This window comes from Cytobacillus horneckiae (assembly GCF_002835735.1).
Classification (GTDB): domain Bacteria; phylum Bacillota; class Bacilli; order Bacillales; family Cytobacillaceae; genus Cytobacillus; species Cytobacillus horneckiae.
In genome coordinates this window covers 56,995-75,361 of sequence record NZ_PISD01000028.1, presented here as the reverse complement: position 1 = coordinate 75,361, position 18,367 = coordinate 56,995, and the positions used below count along the sequence as shown (strand labels likewise).

The window sequence follows — 18,367 nt, the reverse complement described above, 5'->3', positions numbered from 1 at the left end:
ATTAACTAGCTATTACTTACTTTCTTTTTTATATTAATAACAAATTTTTTATTAATGTGGGGTGAATTATTTGGATGACTTAAAGATTACGCTTGAAAATGGGGTCGAATTTTATGGTAAAGGTATTTGCAGAAAAAACAATTGTATGGGAGAAGTTGTGTTCTGTACAAGTATGACAGGGTATCAGGAAATTATAACCGACCCTTCATATTATGGTCAATTTGTAGTAATGACGTATCCGTTAATAGGTAATTATGGTATTAACGAAGAAGACTTTGAATCGAGTAAGCCTCACGTAAATGGCCTTATTGTTAAGGAATTATGTGAATATCCTTCCCATTATAAAAGTCATATAAAATTATCAGATTATCTTAGCAAAGAAAATATTCCATTTATTTATGATGTGGACACAAGAGAGTTAACGAAGGTTATTAGAGTAGAAGGTACAATGAGGGCAATGATAACAAAGACAACACTTTCAAAGGATAAAATCCTTCCCAAAATACTCGAAGCAAATATCTCGACGGATTTTATTAGTAAAGTAACCACAAACAATCAATATAATATCGCAGGAAAACGGGAAAAAATTGTTGTAATAGATTTAGGTATGAAAAAGGGGATACTTAATGAATTGATTAAGAGAGATTTTGATATAACAGTTGTTCCATCTTTTTCGACATTTGATGAAATCCGGAAATTGTCTCCTGATAAAATATTACTGTCAAATGGTCCTGGTGACCCTAAAAATGCTCCCAATGTTATTAACCTAGTAAAGGAATTAATCCCTCACTATCCTATTTTTGGAATATGTCTAGGGCATCAAATCATTGCCTTAGCTTGTGGTGCAGACACAGAAAAAATGAAATTTGGACATAGAGGTCCCAATCACCCTGTAAAAAACAATCTTACAAATCAGGTGAAGATTACTTCACAGAATCATAATTATACAATTAAAAAGTCGAGTATTCTTAGGACTAACCTAGAAATAATTGAAACTGCTTCACATGATGGTTCTGTTGAAGCAATTATGCATAAAAAATATCCGGTTGTATCTGTTCAATATCATCCAGAAGGGGCTCCTGGCCCAAATGATTCGAATGAATTATTTGTACAATTTCTTGAAAATCCTAGTGGCTTATTTAAACAAAGGAGGAGGGAAAAGCTTGAAGTTCTCTAAACCAAAAAAAATATTAGTAATAGGATCTGGACCAATAGTAATCGGACAGGCAGCAGAATTTGATTATTCAGGTACACAAGCATGCCAGGCACTTAAAGAAGAGGGATATCATGTTATTTTAGCTAACTCTAATCCTGCTACAATCATGACAGATAGTGTAATTGCAGATGAAGTGTATATGGAACCTCTTAATGTTGAGTATATCAAAAAAATAATAAATAAAGAAAAACCTGATGCGCTGTTACCCACTTTAGGAGGACAAACAGCACTGAATATTGCATATGAACTTGATAAGGAAGGGTTTCTTCAAGAAACTGATGTTACCCTATTAGGTGTATCAGCGGAATCAATAAAAAGAGGAGAAGATAGGTTTCTTTTTAAACAACTAATGCTAGAAATTAATGAACCAGTTCCTGACAGCAAAACCGTGCATTCAATAACTGAGGGCAGAAATGTAGCTGAAATTTTTGGATTCCCATTAATTGTAAGACCGGCTTACACTCTTGGTGGAACAGGAGGAGGCTTATGTAATAATTTATCTGAACTTGAAGAAATAGCTGCGAATGGACTTTCTTTATCTCCTATAAACCAATGCTTAATAGAAAGAAGCATTGCAGGATTTAAGGAGATAGAGATGGAAGTTATGCGAGATAAATATGGACAGTCCGTTATCGTTTGTAATATGGAAAACTTAGATCCTGTAGGCATTCATACCGGAGATTCTATTGTTGTTTCACCATGTCAAACATTAACGGATAAAGAATATCAAATGTTACGTAATTCTGCTCTAAAGATTATTGACCATTTAAATATAATTGGTGGCTGTAATATTCAATTTGCTCTTAACCCACTAAATAATCAATATTATATTATTGAAGTTAATCCAAGAGTAAGCAGGTCTTCTGCATTGGCCTCAAAAGCAACTGGCTATCCTATAGCTAAAATTGCTGCCATGCTTGCAGTAGGAAAAGGTCTTCACGAAATTAAGAACCCTATCACAGAAAATACTTTTGCTTGCTATGAACCTGTATTAGATTATGTAGTAGTAAAGATTCCGGTATTTCCCTCTGAGAAATTTGGTATAAAACCTGACTTGCTAGGTACACAAATGAAGGCCACTGGAGAGATTATGGCTATTGGCCGGACTTTTGAAGAAGCTTTTTTAAAGGGAGTAAGATCTGTAAGTAAAAAGTATGAAGATTATTGGTTAGGGATTGGTGATTTTAGCTTAAAAGATATATTTAACAGGCTTAAATATCCCGATAACTTAAGAGTGTTTCTGATTGGTGAAGCGATTAGAAGAGGTATTACTACAGAAAAAATATATGAAGTCACAAAGATTAATGAATATTATTTAAATAAGATAAAGAAAATTATTGATCTAGAAATAAGTTTAAAAAAAGGCCAATTGACTAAAGAGTATTTACTTAAAGCAAAGAAAATCGGACTATCAGATTACCAAATAGCTAAAATAGGCAATCTTGATGAGGATAAGATTTTGAGTATGCGATTGTTACATAATATCAAGCCTGTGTATAAAATGGTTGACACTTGTGCGGGAGAATTTGAATCATACACGCCATATTATTACAGTACGTATGAACAATATAACGATAGTTCTCCTTCAAAGAGGAAAAAGATTATTATTATTGGATCTGGATCAATACAAGTCGGACAAGGGATAGAATTTGATTATGCAACAGTACATTCGATCAAATCGGTAAAAGACTGTGGTTATGAATCTATCATTATAAATAATAATCCTGAAACTGTTTCTACAGATTTTAGTATATCTAATAAACTTTATTTTGAACCATTAACACTCGAAGACATTATGAATATTATTGAATTAGAGAAACCTATTGGAGTTATAGTACAATTTGGAGGACAATTAGCTATTAATCTAGCTAAACGGTTGAATGAAAGAGGGGTCAATGTACTAGGTACTTCAGTTGAATCAATTGAATGTGGGGAAAACCGCGGTAAACTTGCAAACCTTCTATACGAATTGGATATTTTACATCCTAAGGGATATACAGTATTCAACCTTAACGAAGCGTATGAAGCTGTTAATAAAATAGGTTACCCTGTCATTGTCCGACCTTCATATGTTATTGGCGGTAGTGATATGATAATAATTGAAAATATTGATGAATTCAAGGGCTATATTCATCAATATAACTTTACAATAGGTAATCCTCTGCATATTGATGAATATGTTAAAGGAATTGAACTTGAATTAGATGCGGTATGTGACGGTAAAAATGTTATTGTACCTGGCATATTGGAACATATTGAATGTTCAGGAGTCCATTCAGGTGATTCAATATCTATATACCCACCTAAAAATCTCGGAGAAAATGTTCAAAAGGAAATATTAGCAATAACAGAGAAAATATCCAGAAAATTAGAAATTAGAGGTTTGGTTAATATTCAAGCTGTCTATAGCAATCAAAGGCTATATATTATAGAAATAAATTTACGTTCAAGCAGAACCCTTCCGTTTATTAGTAAAATAAGAGGAGTTAATATGGCTGATCTCGCAACAAAGTGCCAATTAGGCTACGCATTAGATTCACTAGTTTATGAGGGAGATTCCATAAATGATACAAATAACTATTTAAAAGTTCCAGTATTTTCATTCTCAAAGATGACAAGTATTGATCCAATGCTTGGTCCGGAAATGAAATCAACTGGAGAAGTAATAGGGTATGATTCTGACTTCGATACAGCTATTTTAAAAGCCTTTCTAGCCAGTGGAGCTAATTTAAACTTTAATAAAAATAAATTTGCATTATTACTTATTGATGATATGAATCATAAAGTTCAAGAAATTGTAGAAATGCTAAGTTTGAAAAATATACCAGTTATACTATCGAAATCTATATATGATTATTTTAAAACTATAGAAAAAACAAATAAAAAAATTATCACTTCTGATTACAATGAAGCCACTGATGTATTTCAACTCATGGATAACAAGGAAATCAGTTTGGTCATTAACACCAGAATGAGTAAGTTAGATGCTGAAATTCGGAAGAAGGCAGTAAATTGTGATATTCCACTTTTTACTAATTTAGATACATTTAAGATGTTTATGAACGCAGTTATAACATTGGACGCTATAGAATCGGAACAAATTTCCGTATCATCCTTTTATAAAGATGAACATATAATATCTATCTAAGGTGATGATTTACAAATGTTGGAGAAAAAACCAGATATCGAAAATCCCACCCCTGCCTATAAGGCGGGGTTTCTAAAATTATCATAACATCAAAAATTAAAGATAAAATCTTTTATTAAAAGTTACGATTACCTCTGTACCAGGTGATGAAGTAGATTTTGTGACAGTAGTACTATCTAAGCGTTCAGCCTCTTCATATCCTGGATGCTCAAGATTTCCAATAGTCCAAGAACGTTTTTATATAGTTGAACCTTATTTTTAGATCGCTAAAAATCAAACTTCTCAGTATCACGTTTTTAATTCATCATAGCCATTAGTGTTCCTCATTGGATCGAGAAGATGCATTATAAATAGGGTACAAAAAAAGCTGCCACAGGAAACAGAAGTAAATACTCGTGCTTTTTGATTTTATTGTCTCTCGTTTTGATATGGAATTAAAAATTGGCTTGAAATGAGAGAGAGACGATTTAAATTACAGACTTTATTTATCAATATGGGTATTTCGCATAGCAAAAAGTATAGGAAATCTCCTATGCTTGTTTTTTTTATGAATTTAATGAAACTTTTCCCAAAACTATGCGTATATTTAACTATCAAATGAGATAGGAGAGTTATACATATGGAAACAGAACAAACAGTTAAGCAAGAAAAACCAAGTTTATTTGGGATGATTTGGAGCCCGTCCGAGCAATTTGACCGGATTAAACAAACGCCAAAAATCTGGGTACCGCTATTATTAGTTACTTTATTATTCACTGCAGGAATGGCATTATTGGCGTTTTCTATGGATGCAAGCTATTTTGATCTAGGTGATTTAACGGAGGAGGAAGCTGGTCTTTTCCTTATCATTGGCATGATTACGATGATTATTGTTGGTGTCTTTACACCGATTTTCACCGTTCTTATTTCCACTGTTATTTACTTGTTAATCTGTAAAATTGCCAGCTCAGATGTCACATTTAAGCAATTGTTTTCGATGAATACGTATATTTTAGTAATTAGCGCAATCGGGTTAATCATTAATTCAATTATTACTGCATTAATTGGCGGAAATCCAGATGTATTTATCACTAGCGTTGCAGGGCTATTAAATGCAGGGCCGGGAAGCGTTTGGAATAGCTTTGAAGTATTTGCTATTTGGCAAACCATTCTTACAGCGATTGGCCTTCATCGTGTAGCAGGATTGTCTAAAGGAGTGGCATGGACAATTGCGGTTATCTTCTTCGTCCTCGGCATTATTATTAATTTAGTTATGCCAGCGGTGTAATTTAAATGAACAAAAAGCTTTGGATCACAATCGGAGTTGTAGTTTTAATTGTGGCTATGGCAGGTGTCAGCGTTTATCGCGCGGCATTTGCCAAAGGCCCTTCTGTAACAGCTGTACAGCCGGAACAAGAGGAAATTACTGATTCTTTAATGGTTCCCGGTACACTCGCTTTGAAAAATGAACAGAAGATCTATACTGCAATGGACGCGGGAGAAATAGATAAAGTGCTGGTGGAAGAAGGAGATACGGTAGAGGAAGGCACCGTTCTTGCAAAATATAATGACCACAGCATATCTATGGAACTAGAAAGAATCAATCTGCAAATCGAATCTGGCTATTTGCGGATCAATCAGGTGGAAAAGAGTCTCAATAATCTGAATGAACAAGAAAAAGAACTTCGTGAGCAGCTGGGAGATAAGGAAGCAAAGAAACAAATAGAGCCGGAAAGAGAACAGCAAACGCTGGAAAAAAGAATGGCTAATCTTGATGTACATCAATTGCTGCTAGAGAAAAAAGACATTGAAGCGCGCATGAAGGACTTGGAAATTAAAAGTACTTTAAGCGGACAAGTGCTAAAGGTAAATGAACTGAAGCCAGCCGATCCGATGGAGCAGCAGGCGCCGATTATTCATATCGGCAACAATGAGGAAATGGTGGCAAGAGGTACATTATCAGAATACGATTCTTTGAAAGTATCAGAAGGAATGAAGGCAATCTTAAAATCTGATGTTATGCCAGACAAGGAATGGGAAGGCGAGGTTAGTCTCGTAGGGTTGATGCCGGATGATAGCCAGCCGGTTACTCCAGGAGAAGTCCGACCTGCCCAATATGGTGTTTCAATCGATATTGCTGATGATATTTCTGATTTAAGAGCCGGCTTTCAGCTCATTATTGAGATTGAAACGAACCGCAAGACAGCGTTAACGATACCTGCTGAAGCGGTGCTGACTGAAGATGCGAATACATATGTTTACCTATTAAAGGATGGGAAAAGTGTAAAGCAGGAAGTGACCATTGGCATCGCAACAGGGAATAAGATGGAAGTCTTGGACGGGCTGTCCGAGGAAGATAAAGTTATCTCCAATCCTTCAGAACAGCTTTCAGACGGCCTGGAAGTGAATGCGAAATGATTCAATTAACACAAATCGTCAAATCATACCAGATTGGAAAAGAAATGGTCGATATTTTGAAGATGATTGATTTAACGATTGAACAAGGTGAATCCATTGCCATTATGGGTCCATCCGGTTCAGGGAAATCAACATTGATGAATATCATTGGCTGCCTTGATCACCCGACAAGCGGAACCTACAAGCTGGATGGTCAGGACATATCCAACTATCAAGAGGTGGACTTGGCTCGCGTCCGCAATCAATCGATTGGTTTTGTTTTTCAGCAGTTTCATCTTTTGCCGCGGCTAACGGCATTAAAAAATGTTGAGCTGCCGATGATTTACAGCGGCATACCGAAGAAGGAAAGGGTTGAGCGGGCTGAAAAGGCATTGATCAAGGTTGGACTGGAGGATCGGATGGGGCAGCTGCCGAACGCATTGTCAGGGGGCCAGAAGCAGCGTGTAGCGATCGCACGCGCCATCGTTAATGAACCAAAGCTGATTCTTGCCGATGAACCAACAGGTGCCCTTGATACGAAAACAAGCACAACGATTATGGAGCTTTTCGGACAATTGAATGAAGAAGGAGCGACAGTAATCACCGTAACCCATGAGCCCGAAGTCGCCGAATATGCACAGCGGACGATTCTTGTCAGAGATGGAATCATCGTCTCTTCTGCCCATGAAGTCAGGGGGCGATAACAATGAGTTTTATTGAAAGCTTGAAAATGGCTCTAAGCTCCCTGAAGGCGCATAAAATGAGATCTATTTTAACGATGATTGGGATTATTATCGGTGTCGGCTCAGTCATTATTGTCGTCGCCATCGGACAGGGCGGCGAGGCGATGCTGAAGTCACAGCTGACTGGCCCAGGTAATACAATGGATCTTTTTTATCAGCCATCAGAAGAAGAAATGCTGGCAAATCCGAATTCGTTATATGAATCTGCCTTTTCTCAGGAAGATATTCGCGCAATTGAACAAATTCCAGAGGTGAAAAGAGTTGTTGCTTCCAGCCTTGAATTTGGCTCTGTCAGCTATTTAGATGAACAAGCGGAGAGCACGCTCATGGGTGTAAATTCAGCTTACTTTGAGCTGAATCCGCCGAAGATGGAAGACGGCAGAAACTTTTCATCTGCTGATTTTCTTGGAGGAAGGCGTGTGGCAATTGTCAGCTATTCACTACAGGAGGAATTGTTCGATGACAAATCTGCTGTTGGTGAAGTCATTCGCATTGGCGGCGCACAGCCGGTTGAAATCATCGGCGTGCTTGAAAAGCCGACAGGCATCTTCTCATTCGGCTCGCTGGAAGTTTATATTCCGACAGAAACATGGCTTACGATTTATGGAAGCAGAGATATTTCAACTGTCACGTTGCAGGCAGAATCAGCAGACGACCTGCAAATTGTCGGGGAAAAAGCGGCAAACTTAATGAATCAAAGATACAATACAGAGGATTCTTATCAGGTTATTAATATGGAAGAAATCGCAGAAGGCATCGGCCAAATTACGAAAGTAATGACGCTCATCATCAGCAGCATTGCCGGCATCTCCCTTTTTGTCGGTGGAATTGGCGTCATGAACATCATGCTCGTATCTGTCACTGAGCGGACGAGAGAAATTGGCATTAGAAAGGCGCTCGGAGCAACAAGGGCGCAAGTGCTGACGCAATTTCTGATTGAATCTGTCACACTGACTTTAATTGGCGGCCTGATTGGAATTGGCCTTGGCTGGGGCGTAACAGTACTCATTGGCGTGTTTGCCGGCTGGCCATCTCTTATGTCATGGCAGGTTGTGCTAGGGGGAATGCTGTTCTCCATGCTCATTGGCGTAGTGTTTGGCATTTTACCGGCAAGCAAAGCCTCGAAGCTTGATCCAATTGAATCGCTGCGGTATGAATAACAAAGCGGAAGTGTGAGTGTGCTCACACTTCCTTTTCACATGGAGGTGAAAAGGTGGAGACTGAAACAAACAAGCCAAGTTTGTTCGGGATGATAGAGAATCCTAATAACAATTTAGGAGAATGGTGCAACAGCCTGTATGGCTGCTTCCCATTGCGATTGTATGCAGTTAGTTTGGCGCAGCTTCTTTTATTTTTACCGATTTGATTAAAAGCTTATTAGTCATGTTCCACCTATCTCCTGATGATACTTTCTTCATGCTGTTTTTCAATGGGCTCATCATCAATACCGGCGTTGCTTTGCCAATTTTAATCATACTGATACTAAGTGGGATTTATATCTTGATTATAAAATTATCTGAGAAGGAGGCTACCTTTCAGCAGGTCGTTTCTTTAAACAGCCATATTTTGTTCATTGGCGGCATTGTTTTTTTTCTGCAAACCATTTGCTATTATGTTCTCTTTCATTATCTTAAAGATCTGCATAGCTGGGTCCTACTGCCCTTTGCTGCACTATTTCAAATGTTAATCGCTGAAATCTTTATTATATGGAGTTGCCTGCTGACGGCCTTTGGACTGCAAAAGGTGGGACAGCTGTCAGGTGCAGCTTTATGGGTAACCGCTTCTGTCCTGTTTTTAATCGTAAATTCATTTGGTTTGTTAAGCAGTCTGCTTGGGATGCTGTAATTTTTTTGTTAAGAAAAGGTGAACTTGCCAGCGGATTTAACTTGTCTTATCCGTCGAGATTAAATAGAATAGGTAAGGGTATGGAAATAGCTAAATATTGCTAACTGCCTCATAGACAGGTTATGATGTAAAAATGGAACAAACTGAGAATCTCAGCATAAGAATATGAAAAAAGTACTAGTGAAAGTTTCCTTTCTGTGACAAAGGGGTATTAATTTTAATTATAGGATGATGGGTAATGAAAAGAGCACGAATTATTTATAATCCTACTTCCGGCCGGGAAATCTTTAAACGGCATTTGGCGGAAGTTCTGCAGAAGCTAGAAGGCGCAGGCTATGAAACATCATGCCACGCCACAACATGTGAAGGAGATGCGACGATTGCAGCGAGAAAAGCTGTTGAGAATCGATTCGACCTTGTTGTTGCTGCAGGTGGGGATGGGACAATCAATGAAGTTGTAAATGGCCTGGCAGAACAGTCCTACCGACCAAAGCTGGGAATTATTCCGACTGGAACAACGAATGACTTCGCCCGCGCACTCCAAATTCCAAGAGATGTCGAGGCAGCGGCAGATATTATTGCAAGAGGAGAAATGATTCCAGTTGATATCGGGCGCATGAATGATAAATATTTTATTAACATCGCAGGTGGCGGCCGCATCACTGAGCTCACCTACGAAGTACCAAGCAAACTAAAAACGTTGATCGGCCAGCTCGCCTATTATTTAAAAGGCATCGAAATGCTGCCGTCCATCAAATCATCAGAAATCAGCGTTGAATTCGACGGCAAAATTTTCGAAGGGGAAGCGATGCTTTTCCTTGTCGGTCTAACAAACTCAGTCGGCGGCTTCGAAAAACTCGCACCAGATTCATCGATCAATGATGGCATGTTCTCATTATTTATATTGAAGAAGACCAATCTTGCAGAGTTCATTCGCATCGTCACACTTGCCCTTCGCGGTGAGCACCTAAACGATCCGCATGTCATCTATGCAAACGCCAATCGCATCAAGGTCCATTCAAAAGAAAAAGTCCAGCTCAATCTCGACGGTGAATACGGCGGCAACCTGCCTGCAGAATTCGTCAACCTTTACAGACACCTGGACGTATTTGTGCCATTTGATAAGATTCGGAGGCAAGATCGTCCGGATTAATAGGAGTTAAGTAGAGAAGTGCGCTTGTTGTAGGCGTGCTTTTTTATGTTTTTTTGGGTGACTATAGGGGGAATGGCGGTTCGAGATAAGCCGTCACTATATTGTTTTTATTTGTTAGATTTGAGCACCTTTCATGTTGCCAAACTTTCTAATGAAAACAACTTTTCTTCCGATGCCTTCGTATTCCCGATGATTTTATGATACAATCTCTCTAGCATAACGGACGGAATTCATGAGTAAAGGAAGAAACCAATGAAACAAACATTACCCGTAAACAAAAACGATTATATAGATGTAGAATTCAAAGACCTCACACACGAAGGGGCCGGCGTTGCAAAGGTCGACGGCTACCCGCTGTTTGTGCCGAACGCCCTGCCAGGCGAAAAAGCAAAGATTAAAGTCGTAAAGGCAAACAAAGGCTACGGCTTCGCCCGTTTAATTGAAACATACGAAGAGAGCCCATACCGCGTCAAACCGCTCTGCCCAATCTACAAAGAATGCGGCGGCTGCCAGCTCCAGCACTTAAGCTACGAAGGCCAGCTTCTCGCAAAAGAAAAGCAGGTGCGCGAAGTCCTAACGCGAATCGGCAAGCTTGAAGATGTGAAGGTGCACCCTACACTAGGCATGCAGGACCCATGGCGCTACCGCAACAAATCTCAAGTCCCAATCGGCGAGCACGAGGGCGGACTCATCGGCGGCTTCTACCAGCAAAGAACGCACCAAATCATCGACATGAAAGCCTGCCTCATCCAGCAGGAAAAAAACGATGAAGTCATCCAAAAAGTAAAGGAAATCTGCAGCCGCCATGGCGTCCGCGCCTATGACGAGGGCAGACATAAAGGAGATCTTCGCCACATCATGGCCCGCTACGGACTCGTCACCGGTGAAGTCATGATCGTCCTAGTCACAAGAACAAAGGACCTGTCAAACAAAAACAAGGTCATTGAAGAAATTACAGCCGAAATCTCAGGCGTAAAATCGATCGTTCATAATATTAACAGCAAGAAAACCAATGTCATCATGGGTGAAGAAACCCGTGTCCTTTGGGGAGAAGAAGTCATCTATGACTATATCGGCGCCATCAAATTCGCCATCTCCGCGCGTTCTTTCTATCAGGTAAACCCTGACCAAACAAAGGTATTGTACGAAAAAGCATTAGAGTACGCTAACCTAACTGGCGAAGAAGAAGTCATTGATGCTTATTGCGGAATCGGCACCATTTCATTATTTTTAGCGCAAAAAGCAAAGAAAGTCTTCGGTGTCGAGATCGTCCCTGAAGCCATTGAGGATGCGAAGCGCAATGCGGACCTCAACGATATTCGCAATGCAGACTTTGCCGTCGGAAAAGCAGAGGAAGTCATTCCAAAGTGGTATGAGCAAGGCAATTCTGCCGATGTCCTAGTCGTCGACCCACCGCGCAAAGGCTGCGATGAAGCATTATTGCAGACGATTATTGATATGAAACCGAAGAAGGTTGTTTATGTTTCTTGTAATCCGGGAACACTTGCACGGGATTTACGTGTGCTGGAGGACGGGGGATATAAGACAGTGGAAGTGCAGCCGGTGGATATGTTTCCGCAGACTGTACATTGTGAAGCTGTCGCGTGGTTGGAGTTAGTATAATGATTAAGAACGGATTCCTGATTTCGGAATTCGTTTTTTTATTACTATTTCTTGAAGAAGTGAACGAATAGTATACAGAATCATTTCCTTGAGAAAGTCTTCATTAATGGTATAAGCCTACAGGACTTTTTACCATGACGAGCATCGCTCCTACGTATAAGAACCATTTTGATGATTGCTTCGAAACCACCTTCTTTTTCATAGACCGCACAGTAGAGTGGGGGCTGTAAAGAACATTTTTCTAAACAATTCCATTGAGATAATAGCTTCTTGTGGATTACTAATAATGCCTTCCTTTGTTCTTTATGCCTTCTACTTGTAACACTAAGTTATTTATAGGGTTTTTCAGAAGTGTCGCGACTTTTTGGTGGCCTTTGTCTCATAATTATTTCATGAATTGAAGAGAATAAAACTTTATTTTACCTCGCAATAAATTGTGTTGTCAATAATTAATTTGTAATTTTTTTAAAAAAATGTTACAATAGTCTTACATTTGTTTTTTAATCGTATTCCGAATTCCGCTGTGTTTTTTTGCAGATAGAATTATGGATACGTTTTTTTAATATTCTTTTTAAACTGAAGGAAAATTCAAATAGTTTTGTGAGTCTTAAGTGTAAGTTGGTTGAATAATATGATCAATTTACTATCAAATAGTAACCGAGTTTTTATTCTACAAGGAGGACTAGAATAATGAATCTAATCAATAAGAAAGTTACACACAAGCGTTTTGGCATGGGTAGTATAGTGAAACATAATGATTCTAGTATTGAAATACTTTTCGCAACGGAAAATAAAAAGTTTGTTTTTCCTGACGTATTTGGAAAGCACCTAAAACTGCATGATAAAAGTGCTGCTATTTCACTTGAAAAAATTATACAAGAAAAGGAAATGGAACGAAAGGAGGAAGAATGGAAGAAGGAAGAGGAAAAAAAACTACTACGAAAAAAACAAGAACTTCGCTTGGAATATGAAAAACTTATGAAAAATCATAAACTTCATCCCGAATCACAAATGGTATTTTGGTGTGACACAGATGAACAGAATAGTTCTTTTTCAGAGTGGAAGGTTTTTTCAGGCGCAATAAAAAGTGGCAATAACAAGGGGAAGCCAAACAAACCCATCCGCTTGCACCAAAATAGCGCTGTCCTGTTAACAGCAATAGATTCCGGCATGCCTGAAAAAGACAGACGTATCTTAGGTGTCTATATGGTGAATGAAGGTTTTGTCGGTAAGCTTTGTGAAGATGGGAATATCCCTGCTCATACCAAATACAGACTCCAACTTACAGAACAGGAGTCGGATCAGATGCTTTTCTGGGAATATTATGTAAATGAGAAGTTCCCCAAAAAAATGTCATGGAATACAGGTAAATACCGTTATTTTGATAATTCATGGATGGCTCAAATCTTGCATGATATAGTTTCGTTGAAAAGTGACCCAAAGGAACGAGAGCTGGCACAACAATTTTTTGAACATTTTTGTAAAATGAATCAGATAACAGAGCAAGAGTTACCAAAGCCTAATGGCGCATTAATGCGTATATAGACGTTCGCCCAGAGATAATAAGAATGACACTGATTTTGTTTTCAGATGAGAATAAATAGAGATAAATATAAAATACGTGTTAAAGGACAATAACATCCGAATCTATAGCATTCGCACTATTTAGTAATAAAAGCATTAAATGAAAAACTTAACAGCATTTCATATTGTGTTGCCACATACAATCTGGACAAGTGGAAGCAGTAGTGCAGATGATTTTAAAAGAAGAAGCAGGTTCCCGATAAGGGAAATACCTGCTTCTATTCAAGTGAGTTTAGAAATTGAACAAGTGCTGGTTTCAGCTTGTCGATATTATCCATGACCTTTTAAGCGTTGCGAACATATTGTTTTTCTTTTCTATAGGTAAAGAACATAAATATGTCCATTCTAGCCTTACACTAAACACAATAAGGTAAACACTACTACATCTATGTTATTCTGCCTTCACTAATCAAGAGATTGATGATAGAGTTATAATACTTAAAATAGTCCTGTTGCTATAAAGAGCCGTGTCCGTTTGTTAAATAGGAGGAAGTATGATGATAGATAATAATGATATATTAATTCGATTGAGATATGCTTTAGAAATCAAAAATAGTGAAATGGCAGAGATCTTTAAACTTGGAGGATTAGAGGTATCCGTACCAGAGGTGGTAAAAATCCTCAAAAAGTCAGATGATGAAGAAGAGATGGACAGCCAAATAAAATTGACGAATAGTATGTTAAATTCATTTTTGAATGGCTTCATTATCTATAAAAGAGGAAGACAAGAGCCAAAACCAAGCCAAGCTAATACGCCAGAACCATCCATAAAAAATAATACAAACGTAAACAATATCCTTTTAAAGAAAGTAAAAATCGCATTGGCATTAACAACAGAGGACATGATAGATATATTCAAAATGACTGGATTAAACGTTTCAAAAGGAGAAATCGGAGCTTTTTTAAGAAAAGAAGGACATAAAAATTATAAAGTATGCCTAGACAATTTTGCTAGAAACTTCTTAAAAGGACTAGCGATCAAGTATAGAGGATGAGCAAAGAATAGCCAATTTAAGTATTTTAGCTGATGAAGGAGTTCTAATTTTGAACTCTTTTTTTGTTTAGGTGTTCTATAATACCAGTATAAGAATGGATATATTGTTCTGACCGTTGTTGTTATTTTGTTCTAACGGCTTATTAAAGATAGCCCATAACAGTTTTTAACCATAAATCTTTTCTTTACTGTTTTATATTTGCTTAGCAGAACGGCGGGGAAAATTTTGGTGGTTTTATCTTTTCCATTTTTGGGGTTGACACAATATGCAGCAAGTGCAGTTTATCAACGCTTTAATTGGTTTGTTGCAAGAATTTTACTTCTCTGCTATTTAATTTTATTGCTGATACTAGTCATTATTTTCTTCATGCTGTTTAGTTATTTTGCTGATATGTCATGATATCAGTTTATACACAACTTTAATCGTTTCCTTCAATTAACGGCTTAATCGTATAATTTCTCCTTAAACAGTAATATTAAAAAAAGAAGGGGTGATTATTTTGGCAAAACGAAATGGAAAAACCGGTCCAGATCAAAAAAATAAAAAAGGATTTGACTCAAGCAAAACTGATACAGAATTTTCTAAAGAACTTGGCAGTGCTGCTGCCAATCAAGCACATAATGAAAAAGCTAAAAAGGAAAAATCATCTAAAAATCAAGGTCAATGGGATGGGATGAATTAAGACGTCTCCAATGAATGGGCAAATGGGCAGCAAAACGTGAAACAATGCATCATAAATTGGGAATCTAAAGGGCTGAGCTCTGACAATAGAGTTCAGGCCCTTTCATTTGTTTTATTCTAGCATTTCTCGTAATAAGTTCTTCTGAATTTTCCCGATTGAGGTACGTGGGAACTTATCGATAAAACGATACAATTGTGGAACCTTGAAATAAGATAACCGTTCCTTGCAAAAAACGTCTATGTCTTCTTTTGTTAATGTTTTATTATCCAGAATTTTTATATAAGCGACAACTGTTTCTTCCCGTAAATGGTCTGGGGCTGCAATTACCGCACAATCCTCTACACTAGGATGATCGCGGATAACATTCTCGACTTCAAGGGAGGAAATATTCTCACCGGCCCGTTTAATCATATCTTTATTACGATCAACAAACCAAATATACCCGCTGTGGTTATAGTAGCCATTGTCACCGCTATAAAGCCAGCCATCTCTAATCGTTTCGGCGGTAGCTTGTTCATTCTTGTAGTACCCCTTCATAAGGGAAGGAGATTTAACGATGATTTCACCGACTTCACCTGGTTTAACTTCATTCCCGTAATCATCTACAATTTTCACTTCATGGCTTAATGCAGGCTTACCAATCGGAACAATACCCGTGTGCTTATCTCGAATGCGCTTTTCATGTATAGGTGTAACGATAGATGTAGTAATCGTTTCTGTCATGCCATACCATTGAAATAGTTTTACGCCGAAACGTTCTTCGAATTGTTCAAGTTCGTTAAATGTAACAAATAATCCGTAGCCTGCTTGTCTCAAGCTATGATTGCGCTCTATTGGATGTGCTTCGTTTTGCAGGAGCATTTTGATAATTGTTGCAACAAAGCTTGAAACCGTTGGCTTATATTTATTGACATCATCCCAAAAGGTCGATGAACTAAATTTTTTCTGCAGTACAATGGAGCATCCAACCGTTAAGCTCGCCATTGTTGTATAATATTGAGAATTTGCATGGAATAACGGCAGAAAAATTAAGTAACGGTCGCTTGGTTTTAACCATTGATAGTGAATCGATGTTTCTCCAGCAAAGATGTAGTTTTGGTTTGTAATTTCCACTCCCTTTGGCTTCGAAGTCGTCCCGGATGTATACATCATGCAGCAAACATCATCATATTGAATTGCTTCATTGAGCGCGATAGAATCAAATTGATTTAATGTTTCGGACCAGTTATCTTCCACAGTCTCTACGAATGAGAGACGGTTGATTGCATCAAGTTGTTTGACCGCATTTGTCAGTAGTTGATTTTCGGAAAAAAAACCGACGCTATCTGAATGTTCAAGAAAGTATTTAATTTCATATGGAGTGGATGCTGTGTTAATAGGGACTAAAACTGCGCCGATAGCACAGCAGCCAAACCACAAGTCATAAAACTCAGGACAGTTATTAAGCAAGATGGCAATTTTATCGCCTTTTTTTACACCTTTAGATTTCAATAAATGCCCTGTTTGTCTAACTCGGTAAAGAAGTTGCTCGTATGTGATTGTTTCGTCCTGATAATATAAGAATATTTTATTGGGATGTTGCTCTGCTTTTTCTTGGATAAGTGAGTAAACGGTTTTATCTCCAGTAATGATCATTGAGTCTGACCTCCTTGATTAGTTAAAATATGATAGGAATAAAGGTAACTGCGATTGTTCCTATGATAAATAAGACAATGAGGGAAACAAGGCAATATCCCCATATATCTTTAAGACTTAAACCGGAGAGACCAAGTGCTGGAAGAACAAAAAATGGCTGAATAAGATTTGCAACTAAATCTCCAATCGAATAGGTATTCACAGGAACGGTTAAGGATACGCCCAATGCCTGAGCTGCCTCTACCATTATTGGACCTTGAAGCTGCCATTGCCCGCCCGCTGATGGAACAAATATGCTAATAAAAATCGATGATGCATAGCTAAAAAAAGGAAAAGTGAATTCATTAGAAATCGAGACTACTCCATTAGCGATGATATATACTAACCCAGATCCTGCCATCATGCCCATAATTCCCGCATAAAATGGAAACTGTAGGGCAATCCCGCTGGCAGACGGCATTCCTTTAGTAATCGCATTTACATAGCTTTTAGGTGATCCATGTAAAATTAAGCCAAGAATAATAAATGTAAAATTCAGTATATTCAAATCAAGATTAAAACCGTTATGGTAAAAATAGGACACAATCCAAATCATACCAATACTGACAACGATATAATTAATGATTTTATTATTATCTAATCGATCTGCAATGCTTGGTTTTGCTATAGTGGTCTGGTTTGTTTCTAATGTAGCTGCTGTTTCATTATTCAATTGGATTGGAATAATGTCCTCTTTCTTTGGCATCATTCGAATATAAATGAATAGCATGGATGCAAATCCAATGAAAGCCATAAATAACATTGTTGGACTAAAAATTGTTTCTGTGAGCGGGATAAGTCCCATTTTATCTTCTAAAGAATGGCCAGGGGTGTTGACAAGAATAGGTGCAGTAAGCGTGATGCTAATTGGTAAGATTGAGATCGTCGAGGTGTAGGCTGCTGCTATTAATATTCTAAAGTCTGCTGAGCGAACTTTTTTTGCCACTTCGATGGCGAATAATGTGCCAAGGATAAATCCAAGGCCCCAACTAATAAAACCACTGACAGCAGCAACAATCATGGTGATGATAATCGCTGATTTTTGGTTTTTTGGAATAGAAGCTCCTTTTTGTACCCATTTTTGAACAATGGGTGCTTGTACAAGCGCATAGCCGGTAATAATGATTAAAATCATTTGCATAGAGAAGCCGAGGAAATCCCAAAACCCTCCATACCAATGTTCAATCATGCTAAATAGGCTTTCATTTGTTAATATAATCCCAGCAAGTAACGTAATAATCGTTAATATGAGGGCAAAAATGAACGGATTCGGTAAAAAGCGTTCTACGCCTAGCTTAAAACGCTGTGAAATTTGATATAGCACAGTA

At 37.9% G+C, this 18,367-nt stretch carries 15 protein-coding genes; 13 read left to right on the top strand and 2 right to left on the bottom strand.

Annotated elements, in window-relative coordinates:
- Positions 1–70: 70 nt before the first annotated feature.
- The 13 genes from carA to CWS20_RS13295 all read left to right on the top strand — a co-directional run bounded on the left by carA (position 71) and on the right by CWS20_RS13295 (position 15,365).
- On the top strand, positions 71–1,177 hold the full coding sequence (gene carA, locus CWS20_RS13355; protein WP_066193353.1) for a glutamine-hydrolyzing carbamoyl-phosphate synthase small subunit: 1,107 nt from the start codon (positions 71–73) through the stop codon (positions 1,175–1,177).
- Positions 1,164–4,364, top strand: a complete 3,201-nt coding sequence (gene carB, locus CWS20_RS13350) for a carbamoyl-phosphate synthase (glutamine-hydrolyzing) large subunit (protein ID WP_066193355.1) — start codon at positions 1,164–1,166, stop codon at positions 4,362–4,364. The genes carA and carB overlap by 14 nt, the downstream gene beginning before the upstream one ends.
- A 619-nt stretch (positions 4,365–4,983) precedes the next feature.
- Positions 4,984–5,631: a YknW family membrane protein gene (gene yknW / locus CWS20_RS13345; RefSeq protein ID WP_066193357.1), complete on the top strand. Its 648-nt coding sequence runs from the start codon at positions 4,984–4,986 to the stop codon at positions 5,629–5,631.
- Positions 5,632–5,636: 5 nt separating this feature from the next.
- On the top strand, positions 5,637–6,761 hold the full coding sequence (locus tag CWS20_RS13340; protein ID WP_066193359.1) for an efflux RND transporter periplasmic adaptor subunit: 1,125 nt from the start codon (positions 5,637–5,639) through the stop codon (positions 6,759–6,761).
- Entirely contained in the window at positions 6,758–7,444 is a 687-nt protein-coding gene (locus tag CWS20_RS13335; protein WP_066193361.1) for an ABC transporter ATP-binding protein, read from the top strand. The genes CWS20_RS13340 and CWS20_RS13335 overlap by 4 nt, the downstream gene beginning before the upstream one ends.
- A 2-nt stretch (positions 7,445–7,446) precedes the next feature.
- Positions 7,447–8,643: an ABC transporter permease gene (locus CWS20_RS13330; protein WP_066193363.1), complete on the top strand. Its 1,197-nt coding sequence runs from the start codon at positions 7,447–7,449 to the stop codon at positions 8,641–8,643.
- A gap of 53 nt (positions 8,644–8,696) precedes the next feature.
- Positions 8,697–8,849: a hypothetical protein gene (locus tag CWS20_RS28015; protein WP_157090502.1), complete on the top strand. Its 153-nt coding sequence runs from the start codon at positions 8,697–8,699 to the stop codon at positions 8,847–8,849.
- Between the two features lie 134 nt (positions 8,850–8,983).
- The gene (locus tag CWS20_RS13325) at positions 8,984–9,328 is read left to right on the top strand and encodes a hypothetical protein (RefSeq protein WP_101226321.1); all 345 of its coding nucleotides are present in this window, start codon (positions 8,984–8,986) and stop codon (positions 9,326–9,328) included.
- A 238-nt stretch (positions 9,329–9,566) separates the two neighbouring features.
- Positions 9,567–10,481 (top strand): diacylglycerol kinase, encoded by a 915-nt coding sequence (locus CWS20_RS13320; protein WP_066193368.1) that lies wholly within the window; start codon positions 9,567–9,569, stop codon positions 10,479–10,481.
- Between the two features lie 252 nt (positions 10,482–10,733).
- Complete coding sequence (gene rlmD, locus CWS20_RS13315) at positions 10,734–12,104, top strand: 23S rRNA (uracil(1939)-C(5))-methyltransferase RlmD (RefSeq protein ID WP_066193370.1); 1,371 nt, start codon at positions 10,734–10,736, stop codon at positions 12,102–12,104.
- 690 nt (positions 12,105–12,794) lie between these two features.
- On the top strand, positions 12,795–13,649 hold the full coding sequence (locus CWS20_RS13310) for a malate synthase (protein WP_066193372.1): 855 nt from the start codon (positions 12,795–12,797) through the stop codon (positions 13,647–13,649).
- 539 nt (positions 13,650–14,188) lie between these two features.
- A complete protein-coding gene (locus CWS20_RS13305) occupies positions 14,189–14,683 on the top strand; it encodes a YehS family protein (protein WP_066194280.1) in 495 nt (164 codons plus the stop codon).
- A 499-nt stretch (positions 14,684–15,182) separates the two neighbouring features.
- Entirely contained in the window at positions 15,183–15,365 is a 183-nt protein-coding gene (locus CWS20_RS13295; RefSeq protein ID WP_066193374.1) for a hypothetical protein, read from the top strand.
- Positions 15,366–15,476: 111 nt separating this feature from the next.
- Here CWS20_RS13295 and CWS20_RS13290 read toward each other — a convergent pair whose 3' ends face one another.
- Together CWS20_RS13290 and CWS20_RS13285 are read right to left on the bottom strand one after the other, a co-directional pair.
- The gene (locus CWS20_RS13290; protein ID WP_066193376.1) at positions 15,477–17,000 is read right to left on the bottom strand and encodes a class I adenylate-forming enzyme family protein; all 1,524 of its coding nucleotides are present in this window, start codon (positions 16,998–17,000) and stop codon (positions 15,477–15,479) included.
- 22 nt (positions 17,001–17,022) lie between these two features.
- Positions 17,023–18,363: a short-chain fatty acid transporter gene (locus CWS20_RS13285; RefSeq protein ID WP_206391993.1), complete on the bottom strand. Its 1,341-nt coding sequence runs from the start codon at positions 18,361–18,363 to the stop codon at positions 17,023–17,025.
- Positions 18,364–18,367 lie beyond the last annotated feature (4 nt).